Genomic DNA, 22,669 nt, shown 5'->3' with positions numbered 1-22,669 from the left:
CGGATCGAGCATGAATGGAACCGAGTTCGAAGACTCAAGTCTTCAACCAGGAGGCCGATGGCAATATTGTTGGTGGAGCGGCCTCGCTTGCCGCCAAGTCGCCTCCGAAAATTCGGCGGCTTGCGCCCAGACTCCGATGTCCAATCCCTCTCTCGCTTCAGTGATGTCGCAACCCTTCATCGGATGAAGACGTGAATACGTCTATCCGCCGGAGAGCCAAATCTCAAGGATTTCAGTAAAAATGGAAAATGATTGTCTCAGCCTTGATGAAATCGTCCGCCGCGTGGATGTGAAAGCCGAAGATTACTGCGCTTTAAGCGACCGCATCTGGGCAATGCCAGAATTGGCATTTGACGAGCATCGCTCGGTTGCCGAGCACATCGACATGCTCGAGCGCGAAGGCTTTCGCATTAGTACGAATGTCGGCGGGATCGCTACGGCCTTCGTGGCCGAATTCGGCGAGGGCAGCCCCATCATTGGCATCCTCGGCGAATACGATGCGCTTCCTGATCTTGCTCAAGTCTCGGGCGCAGCTGAACCCCGCGCGACTGAAGCTGGACCAGGTCATGGTTGCGGGCACAATCTTCTCGGTTCTGGCTCGGCGCTTGCCGCAGTTGCATTAAAAGATGCGCTCGCAGCTGAACGTATTGAAGGCACGGTGCGTTTTTACGGCTGCCCGGCAGAGGAAGCTGGAGGGGGTAAGGCCTTTATGGCTCGAGCTGGCGTGTTTAATGATCTTGACGCGGCCTTCTGCTGGCACCCAGCGGTGGTAAACGAGGTGCTGACCAAGTCCTCGAACGCTGCAAAGTGGGCACGTTTTTCATTTGCCGGACGGGCGGCGCACGCGGCGGCGGATCCACATTTGGGACGCAGCGCGCTTGACGCAGTCGAGTTAATGAACGTTGGCGTCAATTACATGCGCGAGCACATGCCCTCGAATGCTCGCGTTCACTATGCCATCATCAACGCCGGTGGCGAGTTCCCCAACGTAGTGCAGGCATATGCTGAGTCATCCTATTCTATTCGTTCTCCGAGCGTGCAAGACGCTGAGCGGGTGTTCGCGCGCGTGCAGAAGATTGCAGAAGGTGCTGCGCTCATGACCGAGACATCGGTAAAGGTGCAAATCACCGGTGGCTACTCCAACCTTTTGCCCAACAAAGCGCTGTATGATGTCATGTATGAGAACATGCGCCGTGTCGGCCCGCCTCCTTTTGACGCAGCTGACTATGAGTTCGCCGGGGAGCTTCGCAAGACGGCACTGACGGACGAAGATGCGCTGGCCAGCGTCGTAGGGCGAGATGTTTCATTGAAGGATAAGATCCTCCACGATAGCCTGCTACCATTGGGTACAGACCAATTCGAGTTTGGCTCGACAGATGTGGGCGACGTCAGCTGGATCGTCCCCACCGCACAGTGTCAAACGGCCTGTTTTGCTATCGGAACGCCCTTCCACAGTTGGCAGCTCGTCACCCAAGGCGATTTGCCCGCGGCCCACAAGGGAATGATATTGGCTGCTAAGGTCATGGCTTCTACCGCGGCAGATTGCATACGAAATCCAGAGATCATCGTTCGCGCAAAAGCGGAGTTAAGGCAACAAACAGGCGGGCGCTCATATCTTTGCCCAATACCTTCGGACGTCACTCCCAGTGATCTGCGCTCCAAGGTGCGATAAAGCCGCGCTCTCTTCGCCCACTCCAGCCGATTATGCTTGGAGGACTGTCGGGCATTTCCGGTGTGTTTCTCACCAGATAGCCTAATCGGCCCGCTGAGCGGCGGCCTTATCCCCTCTGGACCGCGCTGCCTGATCGCAGACGCGCCCTGCACCTCGGTCAGGCGGGCAGTCTTGTGGGATTTGGCTCCGCACCGGAAGAGCTGGAGAGTTGGCCCGGCGCAGCTTCATCAGGGCCTCCTGCTCACCGACATCCGACCGGCTGGACCGAGTGTGCGCTGGGCGCTGCGACCGGTTCGCTGTGGAGAATTTTAGTAGCCCGCGATCGCTTTTGTCTCCAAGAACTCTTCCATCCCGAACCTTCCCCATTCACGGCCGTTTCCCGATCTCTTGTATCCCCCGAATGGCGTGGCCCAATCAGCAAACACCCCTTGGATGCTAACGCTGCCCGCTCGCACCTGCCGAGCAACGTTGCGAGCACGCGCGATCGACCCGGACGTAACGTAGCCGGCAAGACCATAGGGGGTATCATTGGCAATGCGTATTGCGTCCGCTTCATCCTTGGCGCCCATCAGCACCAAAACAGGGCCGAAAATCTCTTCCTGCGCGATTGCCATATCAGACGTGACATCTGCGAAGATGGTTGGTCGAACATAGTAGCCTTTATGAATGCCCTCTGGCAGCCCTGTGCCTCCTACGACCAAGGTCGCGCCGTCCGCAAGCCCACTTTCAATCCACGCCTGAATTCTTTCCCACTGAGTCCGATTAACGACGGGTCCGAGAGTGGTGGCTACCGCTCGCGGATCCCCTACTTTTATCTGCTCCACAGCCATTTTCGCTATGCGCGCAGCCTCCCGCATCCTGTCTGCGGGGACAATCATTCGCGTGGGTGCGTCGCATGACTGGCCAGTATTCATCATCATGTAAGCGACACCGCCAGCAACAGCCTGTTCAAGGTCCGCATCATCCAGGATGATATTGGGCGATTTTCCGCCCAGTTCCTGGCTGACACGCTTGACTGTGGCGGCAGAGCGGACGGCCACGTCTACACCCGCTCGCGTCGAACCGGTGAACGACATCATGTCGATGTCAGGATGCTCGCTCATTGCGGCGCCGACCTCAGGGCCCAAGCCATTGACGAGGTTGAAAACACCGCGCGGCACCCCAGCCTCGTGCAAAATCTCTGCGAAGATCAATGCGCAACTTGGCGTAAACTCGGAAGGCTTCAAGACCATGGTGCAGCCTGCCGCGAGCGCTGGGGCGACTTTGGCCCCGATCTGATTCATCGGCCAGTTCCACGGCGTGATCATCCCCACCACACCAATTGGTTCTCGCACGACTAGCGCCGAGCCGATCGGTTCCTCGAATCTATATCGCTCAAGCAGACTGCGTATGGTTTCAAAATGGGCCAAGCCTGCCGGAGCATGTTCTTTGTTTGCAAGCCCCAAAGGCGCGCCCATTTCGTCGGAAATGGATGCCGCAAGGTCTGCAATCCTTGAACGGTAGACATCGATAATTCTCCCCAGGAGTGCGAGTCGCTCGTCACGTGATGTGTTGGAAAAGTCCTTGAAGGACCGTTTGGCTGCGTCGATCGCGGCATCTACATCAGCCTTCGACCCGAGAGCTATTTCATACATGGCCTCTTCGTTGGCAGGATTGACCACCGCCATTCGGTTCGGCGACGCGGGCTCCGTCCATACGCCATCGATGTAGAATTTCATGCGCTGGATCATTGTCGGCTCCTGTGTTTCATTGCGTACTGTGGTAAAATCAAAGGCTGGCCGAGATTGAATTTGTTTTGAAATGAAGCGCGTCGCTTTTTCTCGCTGCCGACCAGGTCGCCTCTTACTAAAAAGTTACTGGATGTGGCACGTACGGCGCCTCGAGCAATTTGACCTCATCTTCCGACAGCTTCACGCCGATGGCCTCGAAGGCGTCCTCGAGATGATGTGGCTTCGTCACGCCGACAACGGGTGCAGTCACCACCGGCTTTGAAAGCAGCCACGCCAGGGCAAGCTGTGCATGAGAGACGCCCCGCGTTTCCGATAGCGACGTAAGACGTTCGACGACTATCTTGTCCACTTCCTGAGTTCGGGCGTATAGCTCCGCGCCGATATCGTCGGTGCGCCCTCGAAGGGTATCTGGCTCTTCCTGCCAAGGGCGGGCGAGACGCCCGCGCGCAAGAGGGCCCCACGTTAGGACGCCGACGCCTTCGCTCTCGCAAAGAGGCAGCATCTCGCGCTCCTCCTCGCGATAAAGTAGACTGTAGTGCGGCTGCATGGAGACAAAGCGGGTCCAAGAATGCTTGTCGGCGAGCTGGAGCGCTTTGCAGAATTGCCATGCAGCCATTGAAGATGCGCCGATATACCGAACCTTCCCGGATTTGATAATGTCGTGCAACGCTTCGAGTGTCTCTTCGATCGGAGTGGCGTCGTCCCAGCGATGGATCTGGTAGAGGTCGATATAATCGGTGTTGAGGCGACGCAGACTTGCCTCCACCTCCGTCATGATCGCCTTGCGTGACAGGCCGCGTCCGTTTGGTTCGGCTCGCATCGGGTAGTAGACCTTCGTCGCGATCACCACCTCGTCGCGCCGCGCACAGTCACGCACAGCTCGGCCCAGTACCTCCTCGCTCGCGCCGTTGCCGTAGGAGTTGGCGGTATCGAAGAAATTGATTCCGCCTTCGATCGCCCGCTGGATGATCGGTCGACTCTGATCCTCGCTCAAACCCCAGCGACGCTCAGCCAGGCCGAAGCTCAAACAGCCAAGACAGATCCGAGAGACCTTGAGGCCGGTCGTTCCAACGTTGACGTAATCCACCCTCTCTCCCCCTAAGCTGGTGATGCAAACCCCAAGGCTGCAGGACCGTAGCGATGTCATAGATCTTCGATGGCACCTAATTGCGAGCCAGCGATGCCGTCTGCCCAAGGCGCTGGCCTAGGCACTCGAATATGTGCACGTGTACTATGTGCAGCGTGTGCGGCCCAGCTTGTGGCGCGCAAGCACACATTTGTTCACGCTACGGGAAGACACACCAAAACCTGGCCGCCTTCCACCTTCGTCTCAAACACGGTGATCGGGCAGTCGGCCGGGCCTTGAACCACCTCCCCGGAGGTAATTTCGAATTGAGCACCATGCAGAGGGCACTCGATAAGGGTCCCCTCCAGCCAGCCGTCGGAAAGGAGAGCGAACGCGTGTGAACACACGTTAGTGGTCGCATATACCTTGTTGTCGATCAGGTAGATAGCGACGCGTCTGTCGTTTATTTCGAACGGCGCTACGGTGTCCTCTTCAAGATCGGAAAAGGCGCAAATCGTTATCCATTCAGAATTTTGCGGCGTCGTTTCTTTGCTCATTTCTGCTGTTGTCACAGTTCACTCCGAGTGCCGTAATTAGCCAGCTGCAAGGTACAAATCGGACGGATCGACTTCCTCAGCCCGACTCATAATATCTTGCGATATGGGCCTGCCGGCCTTTGCGTCTCGGCGGAGCTGCATCATGTCACGACCAGGGTTCACGCCCACGGCACTGACAAAACGTCCGTGTTCATCGACGCCGATCTCCAGCCATCGTTCGCTCGCAACGTCCCCGATGCGATATAGGCGGGTCGCCAAGGCCGGCAGCCCGAATGACTGGATGGTCACGCCGCACTGATCGGACCAGAACCAAGGCAGGTCATGATACTGTGCATCCAGACCGCACATGACTTGTGCTGCCACAACTGCTTGATCGCCGGCCACAGTCCAGCTCTCACTGCGTAGCCGCCGGCCAAGCGAGGGCACAGGATAGTTCGTCACCTCTCCGGCAGCATATATTCCCGGAACGGACGTTTCGCAGCGTGCATTCACAATGATCCCGTCGGCAGTGTCGATGCCGGCATCGGCGGCGATTTCCGCATTAGGCCCAATCCCGATGCCAATAAGGACCGTGTCAGCAATGGCCGTCCCTCCATCCCAAGTGAGAATGACCTCGCCCTTTGAATTGTTCGACATGCGCAGATTTGCACAATTAAGACGAACCTCACCACCTTCGCTGGTGTGACGCGTAGCGACCCATTCTGATAAAGACAGTGAGGCGCTGCGCGGCAGTAGTCGCGGCGCCAGCTCAAAGACCGTTGTTTGACAGCCCAATCTGCGAGCATTCGCAGACACCTCCAGTCCTATAAAACCGCCACCGACGACTGCCAGCCGCTGGCCTGGCGCAAGAGCCGCACGCAAACGCAAAGCGTCCAATTCAGTGCGCAAATAATGAACTTGCGCTGGGTCCACATGGAAGTTTTCCAACTGCCTGACCCGAGATCCCGTAGCGATCAAAAGTTTGTCGTAGTGTTCCGGATCGCCGTTATCGGTATGGACGAGGCGTCGAACAGGGTCGATGAGCGTGGCCTTCGTCCCATCTCGCAAAATGACGCGGTCTGAATAAAGCTCAGAGCCTTTCAGAGTCGGCCTCTTGCCCTCCAAGAGGAATTCCTTGGACAGTGGCGGCCTGTCGTAGGGGGTCCCGCTTTCGCTATGAATAAGGACCGTTCGCTGCTCAGGACGCAGCTCGGCGAGCGTTGTGGCAGCACGATGCCCTGCCAGTCCTCCTCCGATGATAACGACCGTTTCCATAAACTTTCCTCAGCACCTGGCAACTTTGAACGTTACCAACGTGACGAAAGAAACCAAAAACTTGGAGATGCACCAGTGTCAAATTCCTACAAATTCGCTCAGCACAGACGTCCCAGTTCCCAAAGCAAAACCTGAAGCGCCTATTCGGCAGAAACTGTGCTCCGTGGAATAGGTGGCTTTTGTGCATTTTCCCGGTGAGAAGGATCCATATTGTGCGAACACCGGCTAAGGCGGTGCAGGAGAATCACCGCGAGGGATCGGACTACCACCCATTGTACGTTTAAAGGTAAAACGGCCTTCTTGTGACAGAGACCGCAGGTGCCAGTTACGATAGGAATTCCAGTCCTATGACCCATGGTCCCAAGACATCGGCTATGCGCCGTTACGAATCTGTCGTTGACCTCATCAAGCGTCGTATTGGCACAGGGACTCTAAGGGTCGGTGACCGCCTGCCTTCTGTTCGGCAGTTGAGCGAAGACACCGGGTATAGCCCGATGACAGTGCATCATGCATACGAGCTCTTGGAGGCTGAAGGGGTTTGCGAGGCCCGGCCCCGGTCGGGCTTCTATGTCGTCGGTGCGCCGGCACCAGTGACAGACCCAGGGGCCAATAGCCACGATGTCGGTGGCGAGGCGGTAAAAAATCTGCCTGAGGCTTTGCTCCATATTTGGTATTCAAATGAGCTTGGCGCATTCGGCAGCTTCTACCCAAGTCCGGACCTATTCGACCGCAACGACATAGACCGCCTGCTGCGCCAGCTCTTGCGCCAAGGCGAGACACGGCTTGTTGGGTGCGATTCACCACAAGGCGACGTGCAGTTGCGCCACGAGATTTCGCGTCGGGCATCAAGGCGGGGAAGCGTCGTATCACACGGGGAAATCGTTGTCGGCAACACCGGGATGTCGTGCTTCGACATGTGCCTCAACGCATTTACCAAGCCAGGAGACGTCATTCTGGTCGAAAGCCCTTCTTATTTTCCTATGCTGGCCGGATTGAACCGCAAGAGCCTCTCCGTCGTGGAAATTTATTCCCACCCGCGCTCGGGCATCGATCCCGAACAATTCCTGCATCTTGTCCGTTCTAATTCGGTTCGCGTGGCGTTGCTTACAGGCTCCCATCACTATCCCACAGGCGTGACCTATTCCGAGCAAACAATGCGCCGTGTTGTGGAAATCGCTCGCCAACACCAGGTGCTTATCCTCGAAAATGACATGTTCAGCGACCTGAATTACGATGGCAGCAGACAGCCTTCGTTCAAACAACACGATCCGTCCGACATCGTGGTGCAATTCGGGAGTTTCATGGCCTCGCTCCCGCCAGCATATGGATTGGGTTGGATCATTGCCGGCACCCACACACGACGTTTGATGACTTACCAATATACACATGGACTGAACAGCGGTGATGGTATTGTCCAGCGCGCGATCGCCACGTTTCTGGCGACCCGCAGTCAGGATCGACATTTGAGGCAGTTGCGCGGCACGCTTGCAGCGCGGATGCAACGTGGACTCGATTTGATGGCAGAACATTTTCCCAGGGAATGTGTCGTATCGCCCCCTATCGGCGGGTTTATGTGCTGGGTACGAGGTCCAGTCAGCTTCGATGCAACCAGCGCTTTGCTTCAAGCGGTAGAATCCGACTTCAGTTTTCTCCCAGGTCCTATCTTCTCGATCGAGTCCTCCTTCCGAAATTTCGTAGCGCTCAACTTCTCGTTCCCATGGACCGCGCAGAACGAAGCCTATCTGGCGAAACTGGGTGAAATGATGCACAGGTCGGTCGGACGGTAACGAGATCGAAAGGCTTGAGGCTGCGCAGTCTCGTGCATTCTCCGTGACGGCGGATACAACGGCGCCGTCTTGATCAGCGCCTCAGCAGGCGGCGCGGTAGTCCTTCGCCCAACGGCTATTCGACGGCTACAGCTGCGCGGCATTCCGAGCACGTCGCGACAGCGGACGAGCTTTTGCGAGCGATGGCAATTGCCGAGAGCCGGCCGCTGCGAGGTCCTTATCGGACGCTCCCTGCGGCAATGCCCCTCCTGTCGTCAACGGCAGATGATTGTCATCGAAGTCTTCCGATGGCGTCCCCGGGGCCACAACCATACCTAAGATAGCTTGTGACGATTGAGCCCACCTTTCTTCGTCATCATATGGCAGGGGCCCTCCGGCTGGAACCGTACACACCAAGGGTGCGACCTGTTGCTCGGCAGCCTCTCCCGGCAACGCGGAGCGCCGATCTCAGGTTACTTGGTCAAATCTCCCAGCTTGCTGCGCATGCCGACGTCTTCGATCGCCTCGTCGACCGCCATCAATGCCTGTTCACAGGTGCAGCCTCAAGCACTCTGGCACGCGTCAGGGGTTTGGGATCTCCCGAGGTCGGGCGTCTCTGAAAGCAAGCCGCGCGTCAAAAGAAATACGGCCCAAGCGAGGCCAAATAAATTGGGCGATTACGGCATCGCCACGAAAGGTCCAGGACGGCGCCCGGCATTCTGCCGTTCCAGCATCCAGCCGGGATATTCGGACGGCAGCGCGCTGACCTCATCGAGCTTCGCGAGATCGTCTGAATCAAGCTTCAGCCCAGTAGCGGCGAGGTTCTGTTCGAGCTGGTCCATGCGGCTGGCGCCGATGATCACGCTCATCACGAAAGGCTTGGCCAGCACGTAGCCCAGCGCCACCGTGGCGACGTTGACATCGTGCTTCGTGGCTATCTCGCGCATAATCGCGACCGCGGCCCAGACGCGGTCCTCGTTGACTGGCGGGAAGTTGAAGCCGGTGCGCCGACCTTTGCCAACGCCACCGGGGCCGTATTTTCCCGAGAGCAGCCCGCCCGCCAGGGGCGACCAGACCATCAGGCCGAGCTTCTCCTCGTTGAGCAGCGGCACGATCTCGCGTTCGAGGTCGCGGCCGGCGATCGAGTAGTAGGACTGGATGGTCTCGAAACGGGAAAAGCCCTTGCGGTCGGCGATGCCAAGCGACTTGGCGATGCGCCAGGCCTGCCAGTTGGACACGCCGACATACCGGACCTTGCCGCTGGAGATGAGATCATCGAGTGCCCGCAGCGTCTCGTCGATTGGCGTCACAGTGTCGTTGCCGTGCAACTGATAGAGGTCGATATGGTCGAGCTGCAGCCGTTCGAGGCTGGCATCGATCGAATCCATGATGTGGCCGCGTGAGGAGCCGCGCTCGTTCGGTCCGCTGCCCATGGCGCCATGCACCTTGGTGGCGATGATGACGTCCGAGCGTTTAACGGCCAGGTCCTTGAATGACTGGCCGAGCAGGCGTTCGGACTCGCCGAATGAATAGACGTCCGCCGTGTCGAAGAAATTGACGCCGGCGGCAATGGAGCGGCCGACGATCTCGTCGACGCCTTTCTGGTCGAGGCTGGCGATCAAGGTCTCGTCGGGAGGACCGAAGGTCAGAGCGCCGAGGCAGAGTTCGGAGACGAATAGGCCGGTATTGCCAAGCTGGTTGTAGCGCATGATGGAATGTTTTCCGGGAGAAGGATTGAATGAAATGTGGGAGTAGGAGCGGGGCAGGGCGTTTCAAACGTGGCCATAGTGCTCGCGATGAACGACAACTGAAAAGGCAAAGTCGAGCAACGTGCTCCAAGAGAAAATAGGCAACCTGACTTCGCGCTGCACACAGCGTGCGAACGGCTGAAGCCCTGTGCACACGAATACCAATGCGCGCAGGTCAGGGTTCTTGGAGACGAAGTCCCTACACGCACTTACGAACTCGGCTTCGGCGCGTTCGAAACTGGCCATCGGAACCGCAGAGCGCCACTTGTCTGCGTTCCACAGATCCTCGAATTCCGGGCAGGAATAGTCTTCGCATATGCCCATCAACGCAAGGTTGGATCCAGGATCAATACCAGCGCTGACGAAATGGTGCTCGGTCAGCCGGCGAGGGTAGGCACACACAATGGCAACGCGTCCCGTGCCTCCGGTCAGCCGCTGTGCGAGAGGTACCTGCAAAAGGCTCGACATAAATACGGGCACGGAGACTTCGGCCGCCACCTCTTTTTGAAAATACGCAAAGTGAGCACACTCAGCAGCGATGACTCGACACCCCATGCGTTCGAGCCGACGAGCGGCCTCCAGTATGGGTTCTAGGCAAGCGGTTTTATCCGACTGAATTATAAGCCGATCGGCGTCGACACCTTCGACTACATCGTACTGAACCGGGTATGGATGCGCACTCGCGTTCCGTACAGAACCGGGATAACCGGGGTAAACCTCATCGAACAGCATGATCCCCAGACCCATCCCGCAGCCATATGTACCCGGTTGGGCACGAATAACATCTAACCCAAGGTCTTGGTTTCCAGACATTGTATGACTCCCAAGCTAGTAACTGGCTATTCTGCGTCGAACCATCGCTGTGTCACCATTTCTGGTGAAGCGGCAGTAGCTCGATGAATCGAAGAGAGCACCGCCATCGACGATAAGAACGTCGCGAAAACCTGCCGCTTCGTGATGGGATAATTCAAAAGTCGTGCCAATTGCGCGGAACTATCTTTCAAAAAGAATTTTTCGCCTTTTGTTCAATAGTTTAAATGCCTAAATGGGACAGCGCAACGGAGCTAGGCGGAATACGACCTTGTCTCAGACTCGACAAACCCAGGCGTCGGTCGTTGACGTCAACTGATTCATGTTGCCGAGGTCATCTGGCTAAGAGACCGTTCCGACCGCGCCGGAGGGCTACCAGTTGATCGGCCGCTGGCGCATCGTCAGCCTGATCTGTGGGTTGCGATTATCTCAGCCTCTGCGGCTCCACCACGATCATCACTGGAGGAAACAACAACGGCGAGATCGGCCTTCAGTGCCTTGCAAGCCTCGACCTCGATCGAGACTACCTTCACCTAACACAGGGGCAGTTTGCGACGGACGGATGAGGTTGTGATCGAGGCGACTGGGAACGCCACAGCGGCGGTGCGGGTGCTGTCGCCTTGTGTCGGCCGGGTGATTGTCCCCAACACGATGCAGGTGGAGGCGATCCTCCATGGCCCAGGATCACGACGGACAAGACGATGCCCGTGTCTGGCGCATCTCCATGCCTGCGCCTCTCTGTCGGAGGCTGGGGTTCCCGATGAGCGGACTGTCGGTCTGTTTAACTGTTCGGGGCCGCGCCCCTTGAGCGGCAAGTACTTCCCGACGACAAGCCGGCCACCCCCCACAGATCGGCGAGATCGCTCGCCCCCGCTGGTAGCTAGCGCAGCAGCGGGGGCTCGCAGCGCGGTGTCGCTCGCTGCCATTCGGCTTACGCCTCAACGTGAAGAACTTGCGAAACAGCGAGAAAGCCGCGGCTGAGCGTGCCTAAAAGATGATGTCCGACATTGGCGAAGAAACAGATGCACCTGAGCCGAGCAAAGAAACGCAACAGGAATCAAAACCGAAATCAGGCTTAGATGTTATCCGTGGATGACAGGGCCTTGGATCGTGGCGGCGAACTGGCAGCTCAACGCTTTCATAAAAAATTGACATGACATCACTGACTTGTCGCAGGTTTGGGGCGCAACCGACGCCAAGAGGCAAACTTTTCGAGATTTTCGATTAAGTAAATAAATGTATAGTAATAAATATTTACAGAACATTTACTTTACATAACACTTATTGGCTGGCAGGATCGCTGCGAGAGACTCCGCCATGTTGATGTGCGTCGAAGGTATTGTGATTGCCAATTGAAGCAACGTCAACTGTTCGGCTAGTCTATAGGTAGGTGATATCATGACAACTCGGATGGTTCAGGTTGGACTTGGTCAATGGGGTGCAGACTGGGCTGAAACGGTCGTACCTCGGGTGCCCGAAGTCGAGGCGACGGGCTGGGTCGATCAGAACCCCAACGCGTTGAAGCGAATGGAGCTGCGGTTGGGAGCTCGCCCGAACCAGTGTTTCCCAACCCTTGAGGCGGCACTGTCGAATATTAATGCCGATGCTGTTTTGATTACGGCGGACGTTCGGGCGCATGCTTCTCTCATTGAAGTTGCTCTGGAGACCGGCAAGCACGTACTGGTAGAGAAGCCCTTTGTGTCTACGACAGTCGAGGCGGTGCGTCTCGCCGATTTGGCGGAACGTTGCCACCTAACGCTTATGGTGAGCCAGAACTTCCGCTTCTTTCCTGCAGCTCTCAGCGCTGCCCAGCTTGTCAGAGAGCAGGTGCTCGGTCCGCTAGGCGCAGTCCATATCGAATTCCGGCGATTCCTGAACTGTACGCCGGCAGATGCATCTTTCTACACCTTCCGACAGCCCCTTCTTGAGGATCTTGGCATCCACCACTTTGACCTGATGCGTATGGTGCTCGGGCAGGAACCCCGGCAGGTATATTGTACCGCCTGGCAGCCGGAAGGGAGTCCGTTCAGAGAGCCACCCGCAGCGGCTGCGACGATCATCTTCGATCGAGGCACCGTCGTCACCTATCGCGGCAATTGGCTTAGCGTTGGAGCGGAGACGCCGTATGGTGGCGAATGGCATATGGAATGCGCCGAGGGCGAGATCATCTGGACCTGCCGCGGCGACCGCGATGTGACATTGGATGGCGATCAAGTCAGGCTCCGAAAAGTCGGCCACCCTGCAGTGCCGATCGACCTTCCGAAGATAGGATCGTTCGGACGAAGAGAAAGCTTGGCGACGTTTGCGCGAGCGGTCGAGAATGGCGACGTCGCACCGTTCGCAAGCCTCGGACGTGACAATATTGGCAGTCTCGCTCTCATGCAGGCCGCGATCACATCGGCGACCACTGGGCGGGTGATATCGGTCGAAACGCTCAACAGCAAACGCCCGATCGTTGCGAGGCGTGGCGGCGTTCGAGGTTGATTTCAAGACCCGATTTCATGAGGTGAATGAAAGCAGGAACACTCAGTGAAGCTCGGATCTGGAGGCCTCGGACACTGACGTATTGTTCGGTGGCCGTGCTGAGGGTTCTGCAAATTCCATTGAGAGAGGGCGGTCAAGGCAGGCTTTTCGGTTTGGCCGGCTTCCGTTTCCCATCATGCCGAAAGTCGCAGCAGCTAGTAAACAGAACATGCGTGGAAATCATGAAGGGTCTCGTACAGAACATCGATCGTCGAACTTTTTTAAAGAGCGGAGCCAGCTTCAGCGGTGGTATTATTGTTACAGGCACGCCGCTCTCGCAGGTGATCTGGGCGGCGGAAGGCAAATTGCTGAAGGTCGCCCTTCAGTTTGAGCTTGTGACTGTGGATCTCGGCTTTTCCACCTCTTCATACAGGCGGTCGATGACGGCCTCGTCTAGCTCATCACGCAGCATCTCGCGCTCCCGAATCATGCTCGTTCGAGTGATGCGCCCCCCTTGTAGAGGATTCGTGCGACAGCACCATAAAACGTTAGCGGCGTATAACGTTGACCTGACTTGCGCCCCAAGGAACCTTTCGCTCCAGCTTGCAGCCTACTCCACCGTCACCGATTTCGCCAGATTGCGCGGCTGGTCGACGTCAGTGCCCATGAATACGGCAGCGAAATAGGCCAGCATCTGGATCGGCAGCGCGTAGATGATGGGCGAGATGATTTCCGGCACATCCGGAAGCACGATCGTCTCCATCGTCTTCACGCTCACCTGTGCCGCGCCCTTGGCATCGGTGATCAGGATGATCTTGCCGCCGCGCGCCGCCACTTCCTGCATGTTCGAGACGGTCTTTTCGAAGACCCGGTCGTGCGGCGCGATCACGATCACCGGCATGTTCTCGTCTATCAGCGCGATCGGCCCGTGTTTCAGTTCGCCAGCCGCATAGCCCTCGGCGTGGATGTAGGAAATCTCCTTCAGCTTCAGCGCGCCTTCCATGGCCAGCGGGAAATTGGTGTCGCGGCCGAGATAGAGGACGTTCTTGTAGTGGGAAAGCGAGTGCGCGACGCTTTCGACCTGCTCTGCCAACTCCAGCACCTGGGTAGCCAAACGCGGCGCTTCGGAAAGATCGTGTACCAACTGCTTTTCCTGGTCGCGCGAAATCGTGCCGCGTGCCACACCCGCCCCCACCGCGAGCGAGGCCAGTACGGAGAGCTGGCAAGTAAAAGCCTTGGTCGAAGCGACGCCGATCTCAGGCCCCGCCAGGGTTGGCAGCACGACGTCGGATTCGCGCGCCATGGTCGATTCCCGCACATTGACGACCGCGCCGATCTTCATGCCGGCCTTGCGGCAATAGCGCAGCGAAGCCAACGTATCGGCGGTCTCGCCGGACTGCGAGATGAAAAAGGCGGCATCGCTGGCCGACAGCGGCATCTCGCGGTAACGGAATTCCGACGCGACATCGATATCGACCGGCAGCCGCGCATAGCGCTCGAACCAGTATTTGCCGATCAGGCCGGCAAGATACGCAGTGCCGCAGGCGGAGATGACCAGGCGGCCGATCTTGGCGAAATCGAATGGCAGGTCGAGCGGCTTGGAGACACCGGAGACGAAATCGACGTAGTGCGCCAGCGTGTGCGAAATCACCTCGGGCTGCTCATGAATTTCCTTTTCCATGAAATGGCGGCGATTGCCCTTGTCGACCATGAAGCTGGTCGACAGCGACTGCTGGCGCTTGCGGTCGACCTTCTTGCCGTCGATGTCGAAAATGGCAACGCTGTCGCGGCGCACGACTGCCCAGTCGCCGTCCTCGAGATAGGTGATCGAGTTGGTGAACGGAGCGAGCGCGATCGCGTCGGAACCGAGGAACATCTCGCCTTCGCCGTGGCCGACGGCCAAAGGCGGGCCGTTGCGGGCGCCGACGATCAGGTCCTCGTCGCCCTGGAACATGATCGCCAGCGCAAACGCGCCTGACAGGCGCTTCAGGGCCGCATGCGCCGCCTCGACCGGCTCCAGGCCTTTGGCGAGCTCGCGCGCCACCAGATGCGCGACGACCTCGGTGTCGGTCTGCGACGAGAAAGAATAACCGTCGCGGATCAGCTCGTCGCGCAGCTCGGCGAAATTCTCGATGATGCCGTTGTGGACGATGGCGACATCGTTGGAGAAATGCGGATGCGCATTGGTCTCGTTGGGCACGCCGTGGGTTGCCCAGCGAGTATGGCCGATACCGATCGTGCCGTCGAGCGGCTCGTCCTGCAGCCGACGTTCAAGGTTGATCAGTTTGCCCTCGGCACGGCGGCGGCCGAGCTCGCCCTTCTCGATAGTTGCGACGCCTGCCGAGTCATAGCCGCGATATTCGAGCCGCTTCAGCGCGTCGACGATGAGCGGCGCGACCTGCTGTTGGCCGACAATTCCGATGATGCCGCACATGCAACAGTTCCCTTAGGTGGGATTGAAATGGGTTCCGTCTGATAAGCGACGCAATCGCCCAGGTCGCCATCCAAAAGGATGACCCGGTGGCGGTTGTCACTTGGGGCAAGATTTCTCAAGTAGTTTGGGATAGGCGCTTCATCGTAGACCAGTTGCCGAACCGCAGGGGCTGACTGGTGAGAGGTGTCTCGGATTGTCCCTTCACCCCCCGTGGCCAAGCTTGAGCCCAACCGGCATGAAGATCGTCTATTGGGCAAATGGATGATTAAACTGGTCAGCGAAAGATTCTCCCGGGCGACCTCGACACCTGTCCGTGCGCCCAACGCCAGCCTGCCGTTGATAAGGGGGCTTGCTGGCATCAGCCTGGCAGCTTCCCGCAGGGTCCCTGACGTGGCGGGGCAGCAGATTCGGAGTTAGTCTTTGTCGCCGACTGGATGCAGCTCGGCTACTTCTTTTTCCACCGGGTTGTCCTGATCGGGCGTGAGGTCCAGCTTTCCCCAGATCGAGTTTCTCGGGTCATTCGACTTGGGTTTTCGGGACGACCTGATCTCTATGACAAATGACTTTGTCTTTTGACGCATGAACCCTCCAGGCGACGAATCGCGCGCTACGATAGCGCGCTAACCACGGGAGGCAACTGCCCGGCAGCGGGATTGTCGCCCCGGGTCCGCGCTGTGCCACGGAGTCAATGCAAGCGCTCGGTCTAACGGATGAAGACCACCTCTCAGCCCAATCTCGACCGTTCGTTCGATCATCGTGCTAAATCCCGATCTGACGGGCGCTGCGTCATGACCTGCCTTGTAAATACCGCAGGATTTGTACAAACGTGCGCCGTTAAAATGACCCGGACAAATTGCGGAAGCAGGGAGTGGACATGGTCTTTCGGTTGAAGGAGCGCCTCGGCAGGAAGTTTGAGGAAGAGGTGCAATTCTTCAGGGGGTGGCAAAAGGACAAGAAAAGAGTGGGTGCCCTCATGCCAACGTCGGTCCATGCGGCGCGCCGGATGGCGAGTGTGATAAATCCCGGGTCCGGGATGGCAGTTCTTGAGCTTGGCGCGGGCACCGGAGTCATCTCCAAGGCTATCCTTGAAAGAGGCATCGAGCCGCATCAACTGGTATCGGTCGAATATTCGAAGGATTTCTATGATCGCTTGACGCAACGCTTTCCAGGCGTGGATTTTCGCCTGGGCGATGCGTTTGCCTTGAGTGAAGTCCTGGCGGAGCGACGCGCGGAACTATTCGACTGTGTCATAAGCGCGGTGCCGTTGCTGAGCTTTCCGATGGAGCGGCGCGTCGCTCTGCTCGAGGATTTGCTCGCCCGCATTCCTGCTGGGAGACCTGTAATTCAGATTACCTACGGGCCTTTGTCCCCCGTGATCAAAATGCCCGACCGTTACGCTGTGTCTCATTACGATTTCGTCGTCCGCAATATCCCGCCCGCGCAGCTGTGGACCTATAGACGGGCAGTATAAGGAGGATAAGCATTTCGCTTCCCCTTCACCGTCGCCCGCAACCATATCGCTCCGGCTGGTTTCTGACGAGGAGCGGAAGAGCTTCCCCAAGCTGATCTACGATGGCGTGTCAGTGAGTGCGCAAACTCCGTGTGGAATAACTGCAGGATTCTATCAAGTGGTGAAGCCTGCGTCCGAGTAGGTTCCCCAACAAGCATCCCGAGCTCCTGTCATCATTGCCCTTGCTTGTAATCATCCAGCCGATGCTACGGGCAGCCCCAGCATCGCGACAGTTTGACAAGCTGGTCATCGGGGCGGTAGCACCATCCAAAGCTAGAGTCGCAGGGCAAAACCAACGCAGCCGTCGGGCTGCGCGACCGCGACCAGTTCATATCCAACCGACGCTCATCGGGCATCAGCACGACGATGAGCATCTCCTTTGATGAGAGCGCGAGTTCGAGACTTGGTTGTGCGCAGGCTGTGCGTAAAGCGCGCTGCGGTCAGGTGAGGGAAGGTGAGAAGTCATGCGGCCTGAAAATTCTCCGACCTTTGCGGCGACCACATTGATCCCTCTTCAGAACCCGGTCTTTCGCTCGATCTGGACAGCCACACAGATTTCCAGCCTAGGCTGGCTGGTCCAGAGCGTGGCTATCAGTTGGCTCATGGCCACGATTTCAGCTTCCGATCTGATGGTGGCGCTGGTGCAGGCTGCATCGACGCTGCCAGCTTTTTTTCTGTCGATCCTTGCTGGGGCCATCGCAGACAGCTTCAGCCGCCGCGGGGTGATGCTTGCCGGACATTGCCTGATCGCCCTGGCGTCGACGACGCTGGCCCTTTCTGTGGGGTTGGGCTTTGTCAGTCCTTGGTTGATCCTTGGCCTCAGTTTCCTGGCCGGCTGCGGCTTTGCCTTGAATGATCCGGCCTGGCACGCCTCGGTCGGCGATATTCTGGACAAGCGCGAGATACCCGCTGCCGTGACGCTGATGTCGGTGGGATATAATATTGTCCGAAGCATAGGACCGGCGCTGGGCGGTGTAATTTTGGCCTTCCTTGGCCCACTGGCCGCATTTGTATTGGCGGCTTTAAGCGACCTGGTCCCATTGAGCGCGGTCCTGCGCTCCAAATGGCACGTTCGCTCGTCGCCGCTTCCGCGCGAGCGAATGACAATGGCCATTCATGATGGCATGCGCTTCACAGCGATCTCGTCGGAGATCCGGATCGCGATCGTGCGTGCAACCCTGTTCGGGCTGTCGAGCATCTCGATCCTCGCTCTGCTCCCGCTCCTGGTTCGTGATCAGCTGGCGGGTGGGCCACTTGTTTACGGCGTCCTGTTGGCCGGCTTCGGCGCTGGTGCCTTCGTAGCCGGCATAAGTAATGGCTACTTGAGACGCATCACGTCCCAGAATCGATTGATCACGCTGGCGTCCCTTGCCTGCGCGACGTGCTGCCTTTTGCTGGCTCTCACATCTTCGGTTGCTGTGGCGGCGATCGCGCTTGCAATCGGCGGCGCGGGCTGGGTTGTCACCTGGACCGGAACGGACGTGTGTGTGCAGTTGGCAAGTCCCAGGTGGGTTGTTGGTCGCACTCTGTCGATCTACTACGCTTTGACCTATGGCGGCATGGCGGCCGGCAGCTGGATCTGGGGTGCTGTCGCGCAGAACTATTCGCTGACGTGGGCTTTGGAAGGTGCTGCCGTGTCTCTGTTGCTGGTTGCTGCAGCGGGAAAGCTATTGCCGATCCAGCTATGGGAAGAATCCGATCAAGGGGCTGCCGACTTCATCCCACCAGCACTGGCCCTCACTCTGAGGCCAAGGAGCGGTCCAATCGTGATCAAGGTGGAGTATTCGATCCCCGAAGCCAACGTCGAGCCGTTTCTGCGCTGCATGCGCGAAAGGCGGCGCGTCCAGAGCCGTGCTGGCGCGCGCAATTGGACGCTGCAACGAAATCTTCAGAAGCCAACCATTTGGACCGAGACATTCCGCACCCCGACCTGGACGGATTATCTTCGTCTCAATCATCGGCTGACCGTGGCTGACAGGGAGGTAGCCGAGCGCCTCGCCGCGCTGCAGGCTGGTGAGACTCCTCCACATCTCACACTGTCTATCGAGCGGTCCACAAGCCCGGCCCCCGGCAGCGAAGTTCAGCCTGTGCCTTTCGTATCGCGCCCATAGGTGACGGAAGCGCGCTGAACGGGCGCTCTCACAGTTTTCGAATCCTGCGCAATTGGCGCGGGTCGGTGAACACTGGAGCTGCAATAGTCGCGATTGTGACTATTGCAGCCGCCTCGATGGGGGCTCCATCCGCCCAAACCGTTCCGCGATGGGCACCCGCGCAACTTGAGGGTAAAGCAGGTTGGACAAACCGATCGAACACGGAGGATTTCAGCAGCCGCATTTTCATGACGCTACCTAAATCGTAGAGGAGATTGCGAGCCGTGCGGACGTTGTCGATTTCGTCAACTGGCCCGAAGATGAAAGAGACCTGACCCACCCGATCGCTCTTCGGCTATGCTATAGGCATCCGCTTCTGGGGAAGCGGCTCATCGAAATTTGAGACGATCAGGAAACCGGCGCCATCGGCCGTTCACATCAATGACTCCGCCGTTCAATACAAAACACTTTCGACCGCAGGTAAGTGACGTTAAGAAACGTAAGCCTGAAGCACTCCAGCACATTACTCTGAATCGGATGCTACCCGCGACAACGAGCTTGAGCTCCTTGTCGAGAAGAGATTGATCGCCATGCTTTCGACCGAGGGAAACGCATCCACGGGGTTATTGGCGCCGCTGAAAAATCCGACCTTCCGCTCCATCTTTCTGGCATCTCAGCTTTCGAGCCTCGGCTGGCTGATGCAGACGGTGGCGCTCGGCTGGCTCATGGCCACCGTTTCCAGTTCAGACGTTTTGGTTGCGCTGGTCCAGGCCTCGTCGACCTTGCCAGCTTTCTTCCTGGCGGTGTTCGTGGGAGCCATTGCCGACAACTATAGTCGCCGCATGGTGATGATCATCGGTAGAAGCCTTATGATGGCGGCCTCAGCGATGCTGACGATCCTCATGGCCTTTGGCATTCACGATCCATGGTTGATCCTCGCCTTTAGCTTTCTCGATGGTTGCGGCATCGCTCTCAGCGATCCCGCCTGGCGAGCCTCAATCGGCGACATCCTGGAGCGCCGCCATCTGCCGGCGGCCATCACGCTGCTCAATGTCGGGTTCAACACCGTGCGCAGTGTCGGTCCCGCGCTGGGCGGCATCATCGTTGCCGCGTTTGGGCCCCTCGTCACATTCGCGCTGACTACCTTGGGCTTTGTCGCCCCTCTTACTGCCTTGTGGCGCAATAACTGGAAGGTCCAAACCTCATCGCTGCCGCGCGAAGCGCTGATGGCCGCCATCTATGACGGTCTGCGCTTCACGGCCATCTCCTCGGAAATCAAGTCGACGATCGTCCGCGGCACCCTGTTTGGGTTTGCAAGCACCTCTACACTGGCGCTGCTGCCGCTGGTGGCCCGCGACATCCTGAAGGGCGGCCCGGTCGGCTACGGTATCATGATGGGCGGCTTTGGCGCCGGCGCCCTTGCGGCCGGGCTCATGAACCCGGCTCTCAGGCGGACGCTCACGCAGGAACGACTGGTGGTCCTTGCTTGCATTGCATGCGCCATATGTGAGATCTCACTTGCGCTCACGTCCTCCCTTGCCATCACGACCGTCTGCCTTGCCCTTGGCGGCGCAGGCTGGGTAACGGCATGGTCCGGACTTGGCGTGAACGTGCAACTGGCGAGCCCGCGCTGGATCGTCGGACGCACGATCTCAATCTACAGCGCGTTCACCTATGGCGGCATCGCCGCCGGCAGCTGGTTTTGGGGCGCTGTCGTCCAAAATTACTCACTCCCCTCGGCCATGGCCTGGTCCTGCGTCGCAACGCTGGCGGTCGCGGCTCTCGGGTTCAAGTTGCCGATCAGCAATCGTTCTGAATCGGAGCTCGAACCTTCCGGAGGCTTCTGCGCACCGGCGATCGCCCTTGATCTGAAACCACGGAGCGGCCCCATCCTTGTCACAACGGAATACGCAATCCTCGATGAAGACGTCGACCAATTCCTCGAAATCATGCAGAAGCGCCGCTACGTCCAAAGCCGCGTTGGCGCCCGGCAATGGACACTCACGCGCGACATCCAGCAGCCGTCACGATGGGTCGAGGCATATCGTACTCCAACCTGGACAGACTATCATCGTCTCCATCACCGCTTGACTGAGGCCGACAGGGAACTGGACGACGCGCTGCTGAAGCTCAGTGCAACGACACACCCGCCGCGAACAAACATCCTGGTCGAGCGGCCTGCCGGCGCAGCGCGCAAGTCTTATTTCCCGATGACTTATGTATCCCATAAATGAGAGATGCGCTTAGGGCGGCGCCGCAGGCTGGCAGGTGCGTGGCTCCCCTTGAGGAGGCTGCGAAAGCAAGCCTCGCAACCCATCAGTCGTCCCGAAAAACCCGCTGCCGGGACGGGAGCCATAAACGGAAACCGCGCGGCAAACGCCGCGATGGCTGATTGCAACAGATCCTCCTTTGTGATGGATTTGACGGGGTATTAGCCGGCGGACGCTGCTAGGTTGGGCTGGATGCCGCCCCCGAATTCGACGTCCCAACTGCGCTCGGCCGGTGCTGCTTCGCGAGCCAGTCCGAGTTTGGGAAAAAGCAGTTCGGCGACGTTGAATGCCTCCTCGAGGTGCGGGTAGGCTGAGGCGATCACGGTCTCGATCCCGATCTCCTGATACTCGCGAATACGCGCGCCGACGTTGTCTGGATTGCCGACGAGGGCCGTGCCCGCGCCGCCGCGCACCAGTCCAGGCCCGGCCCACAGATTTGGCCCTACGACCAGGCGGTCGCGTCGGCCCTGGTGAAGCGCCGACATGCGCCTTTGCCCGACGGATTCCGAGATGTTGGTAAATCCGTTCTGGGCCTCGGCGATGAGGTCGTCGGTGACGTTGCTAATCAGCCGATCTGCTGCAGCCCAGGCTTCGTCCTCCGTTTCGCGCACGATCAGGTGAATGCGAAGACCGAAGCGCATGGAGCGCCGGCCTTGTTCGGCCGTCGCCTTCTTCACCCTCTCGATTTTTTCCGCGAGCTGGTCGACTGGCTCGCCCCAGCTCAGGTAGGTGTCGACGTGCTTGGCGGCGATCGCGATGCCAGCGTCGGACGACCCTCCAAACCAAAGTGGCGGATGAGGTTGCTGGACTGGCGGAAAGGAAATGTCTGTGCCGTGCGCGGATAGATACTTGCCCTCGAAATCCGCAGGTTCACCCGACAGGATCCGCCGCCAGATGGTCAAGAATTCGTCGGTCTGCGCATAGCGCTCGTCATGGTTCAGCTTGTTGCCGTCGCCGGCGAGATCGGCCGGATCCGCTCCGGTGACAACGTTGAGCAGTACACGGCCGCCGGAGATGCGGTCCAGCGTAGCCGCATGACGCGCAAACAGAGCAGGCGTTCCGCTGCCCGGTCGCAGTGCAACGAGGAACTTCAGTCGCTCGGTGAGCGGGATCAAGCCGGCGGCGATGATCCAGGCGTCCTCACAGCGCGTTCCCGTGGGCAACAGCACGCCCTTGAACCCAAGACGGTCGGCCGCCTGGGTGTCGCGCTGTATTCATTGATGAGAGTGTGCTGCAGAGGCACGGAAGGAGTTCTGTATGAACTGACACTGTACCGTAAAGCTGCGTGAATGATGGAGG

13 protein-coding genes and 1 pseudogene are annotated in these 22,669 nt (G+C 58.5%); 6 read left to right on the top strand and 8 right to left on the bottom strand.

The genetic code is table 11. The features are described 5' to 3' along the window. Nucleotides 1-241: 241 nt before the first annotated feature. Nucleotides 242-1,672: a M20 family metallopeptidase gene (locus tag ACWGTI_RS30205; RefSeq protein ID WP_454590399.1), complete on the top strand. Its 1,431-nt coding sequence runs from the start codon at nucleotides 242-244 to the stop codon at nucleotides 1,670-1,672. A 308-nt stretch (nucleotides 1,673-1,980) separates the two neighbouring features. Here ACWGTI_RS30205 and ACWGTI_RS30200 read toward each other — a convergent pair whose 3' ends face one another. The 4 genes from ACWGTI_RS30200 to ACWGTI_RS30185 form a co-directional block, all read right to left on the bottom strand. Beyond that, the gene (locus ACWGTI_RS30200; RefSeq protein WP_454590398.1) at nucleotides 1,981-3,402 is read right to left on the bottom strand and encodes an aldehyde dehydrogenase family protein; all 1,422 of its coding nucleotides are present in this window, start codon (nucleotides 3,400-3,402) and stop codon (nucleotides 1,981-1,983) included. 115 nt (nucleotides 3,403-3,517) lie between these two features. After that, nucleotides 3,518-4,489 carry an aldo/keto reductase gene (locus ACWGTI_RS30195; protein ID WP_454590397.1) on the bottom strand — a complete coding sequence of 324 codons (972 nt, stop codon included), beginning with the start codon at nucleotides 4,487-4,489 and terminating at the stop codon, nucleotides 3,518-3,520. Between the two features lie 194 nt (nucleotides 4,490-4,683). Next, complete coding sequence (locus ACWGTI_RS30190; RefSeq protein ID WP_454590396.1) at nucleotides 4,684-5,040, bottom strand: Rieske (2Fe-2S) protein; 357 nt, start codon at nucleotides 5,038-5,040, stop codon at nucleotides 4,684-4,686. Nucleotides 5,041-5,061: 21 nt separating this feature from the next. Next, nucleotides 5,062-6,279 (bottom strand): NAD(P)/FAD-dependent oxidoreductase, encoded by a 1,218-nt coding sequence (locus ACWGTI_RS30185; RefSeq protein WP_454590395.1) that lies wholly within the window; start codon nucleotides 6,277-6,279, stop codon nucleotides 5,062-5,064. A 374-nt stretch (nucleotides 6,280-6,653) separates the two neighbouring features. On the opposite strand from ACWGTI_RS30185, the gene ACWGTI_RS30180 reads away from it, so the two are divergent. Beyond that, complete coding sequence (locus ACWGTI_RS30180) at nucleotides 6,654-8,066, top strand: aminotransferase-like domain-containing protein (protein ID WP_454590394.1); 1,413 nt, start codon at nucleotides 6,654-6,656, stop codon at nucleotides 8,064-8,066. A 656-nt stretch (nucleotides 8,067-8,722) separates the two neighbouring features. Here ACWGTI_RS30180 and ACWGTI_RS30175 read toward each other — a convergent pair. Further along, on the bottom strand, nucleotides 8,723-9,754 hold the full coding sequence (locus tag ACWGTI_RS30175; RefSeq protein WP_454590393.1) for an aldo/keto reductase: 1,032 nt from the start codon (nucleotides 9,752-9,754) through the stop codon (nucleotides 8,723-8,725). A 63-nt stretch (nucleotides 9,755-9,817) separates the two neighbouring features. After that, the gene (locus ACWGTI_RS30170) at nucleotides 9,818-10,606 is read right to left on the bottom strand and encodes a hypothetical protein (RefSeq protein ID WP_454590392.1); all 789 of its coding nucleotides are present in this window, start codon (nucleotides 10,604-10,606) and stop codon (nucleotides 9,818-9,820) included. Nucleotides 10,607-12,001: 1,395 nt separating this feature from the next. Here ACWGTI_RS30170 and ACWGTI_RS30165 point away from each other — a divergent pair. Further along, a complete protein-coding gene (locus tag ACWGTI_RS30165) occupies nucleotides 12,002-13,087 on the top strand; it encodes a Gfo/Idh/MocA family protein (protein ID WP_454590391.1) in 1,086 nt (361 codons plus the stop codon). 589 nt (nucleotides 13,088-13,676) lie between these two features. Here ACWGTI_RS30165 and glmS read toward each other — a convergent pair. Then, complete coding sequence (gene glmS / locus ACWGTI_RS30160) at nucleotides 13,677-15,500, bottom strand: glutamine--fructose-6-phosphate transaminase (isomerizing) (protein ID WP_454590390.1); 1,824 nt, start codon at nucleotides 15,498-15,500, stop codon at nucleotides 13,677-13,679. Between the two features lie 874 nt (nucleotides 15,501-16,374). Here glmS and pmtA point away from each other — a divergent pair. The 3 genes from pmtA to ACWGTI_RS30145 all read left to right on the top strand — a co-directional run bounded on the left by pmtA (nucleotide 16,375) and on the right by ACWGTI_RS30145 (nucleotide 21,334). Further along, on the top strand, nucleotides 16,375-16,971 hold the full coding sequence (gene pmtA / locus ACWGTI_RS30155) for a phospholipid N-methyltransferase PmtA (RefSeq protein ID WP_454590406.1): 597 nt from the start codon (nucleotides 16,375-16,377) through the stop codon (nucleotides 16,969-16,971). 503 nt (nucleotides 16,972-17,474) lie between these two features. Beyond that, nucleotides 17,475-19,121 (top strand): MFS transporter, encoded by a 1,647-nt coding sequence (locus tag ACWGTI_RS30150; RefSeq protein WP_454590389.1) that lies wholly within the window; start codon nucleotides 17,475-17,477, stop codon nucleotides 19,119-19,121. A gap of 569 nt (nucleotides 19,122-19,690) precedes the next feature. After that, complete coding sequence (locus ACWGTI_RS30145; protein ID WP_454590405.1) at nucleotides 19,691-21,334, top strand: MFS transporter; 1,644 nt, start codon at nucleotides 19,691-19,693, stop codon at nucleotides 21,332-21,334. A 197-nt stretch (nucleotides 21,335-21,531) separates the two neighbouring features. On the opposite strand, the pseudogene ACWGTI_RS30140 reads toward ACWGTI_RS30145, so the two are convergent. Next, nucleotides 21,532-22,569, bottom strand: a pseudogene (locus tag ACWGTI_RS30140) (LLM class flavin-dependent oxidoreductase); the annotation flags it as partial. Between the last annotated feature and the right edge of the window lie 100 nt (nucleotides 22,570-22,669).

The organism is Mesorhizobium sp. ArgA1 (assembly GCF_053714375.1).
This window is presented reverse-complemented; position numbering and strand designations above follow the sequence as displayed.

What these genes read in the sequence shown, in the direction of transcription:
- ACWGTI_RS30205 (WP_454590399.1), top strand. Translation starts at nt 242, where the DNA reads ATGGAAAATGATTGTCTCAGCCTTGATGAAATCGTCCGCCGCGTGGAT.
- ACWGTI_RS30200 (WP_454590398.1), bottom strand. Translation starts at nt 3,402, where the DNA reads ATGATCCAGCGCATGAAATTCTACATCGATGGCGTATGGACGGAGCCC.
- ACWGTI_RS30185 (WP_454590395.1), bottom strand. Translation starts at nt 6,279, where the DNA reads ATGGAAACGGTCGTTATCATCGGAGGAGGACTGGCAGGGCATCGTGCT.
- ACWGTI_RS30180 (WP_454590394.1), top strand. Translation starts at nt 6,654, where the DNA reads ATGCGCCGTTACGAATCTGTCGTTGACCTCATCAAGCGTCGTATTGGC.
- ACWGTI_RS30175 (WP_454590393.1), bottom strand. Translation starts at nt 9,754, where the DNA reads ATGCGCTACAACCAGCTTGGCAATACCGGCCTATTCGTCTCCGAACTC.
- ACWGTI_RS30170 (WP_454590392.1), bottom strand. Translation starts at nt 10,606, where the DNA reads ATGTCTGGAAACCAAGACCTTGGGTTAGATGTTATTCGTGCCCAACCG.
- ACWGTI_RS30165 (WP_454590391.1), top strand. Translation starts at nt 12,002, where the DNA reads ATGACAACTCGGATGGTTCAGGTTGGACTTGGTCAATGGGGTGCAGAC.
- glmS (WP_454590390.1), bottom strand. Translation starts at nt 15,500, where the DNA reads ATGTGCGGCATCATCGGAATTGTCGGCCAACAGCAGGTCGCGCCGCTC.
- pmtA (WP_454590406.1), top strand. Translation starts at nt 16,375, where the DNA reads ATGGTCTTTCGGTTGAAGGAGCGCCTCGGCAGGAAGTTTGAGGAAGAG.
- ACWGTI_RS30150 (WP_454590389.1), top strand. Translation starts at nt 17,475, where the DNA reads ATGCGGCCTGAAAATTCTCCGACCTTTGCGGCGACCACATTGATCCCT.
- ACWGTI_RS30145 (WP_454590405.1), top strand. Translation starts at nt 19,691, where the DNA reads ATGCTTTCGACCGAGGGAAACGCATCCACGGGGTTATTGGCGCCGCTG.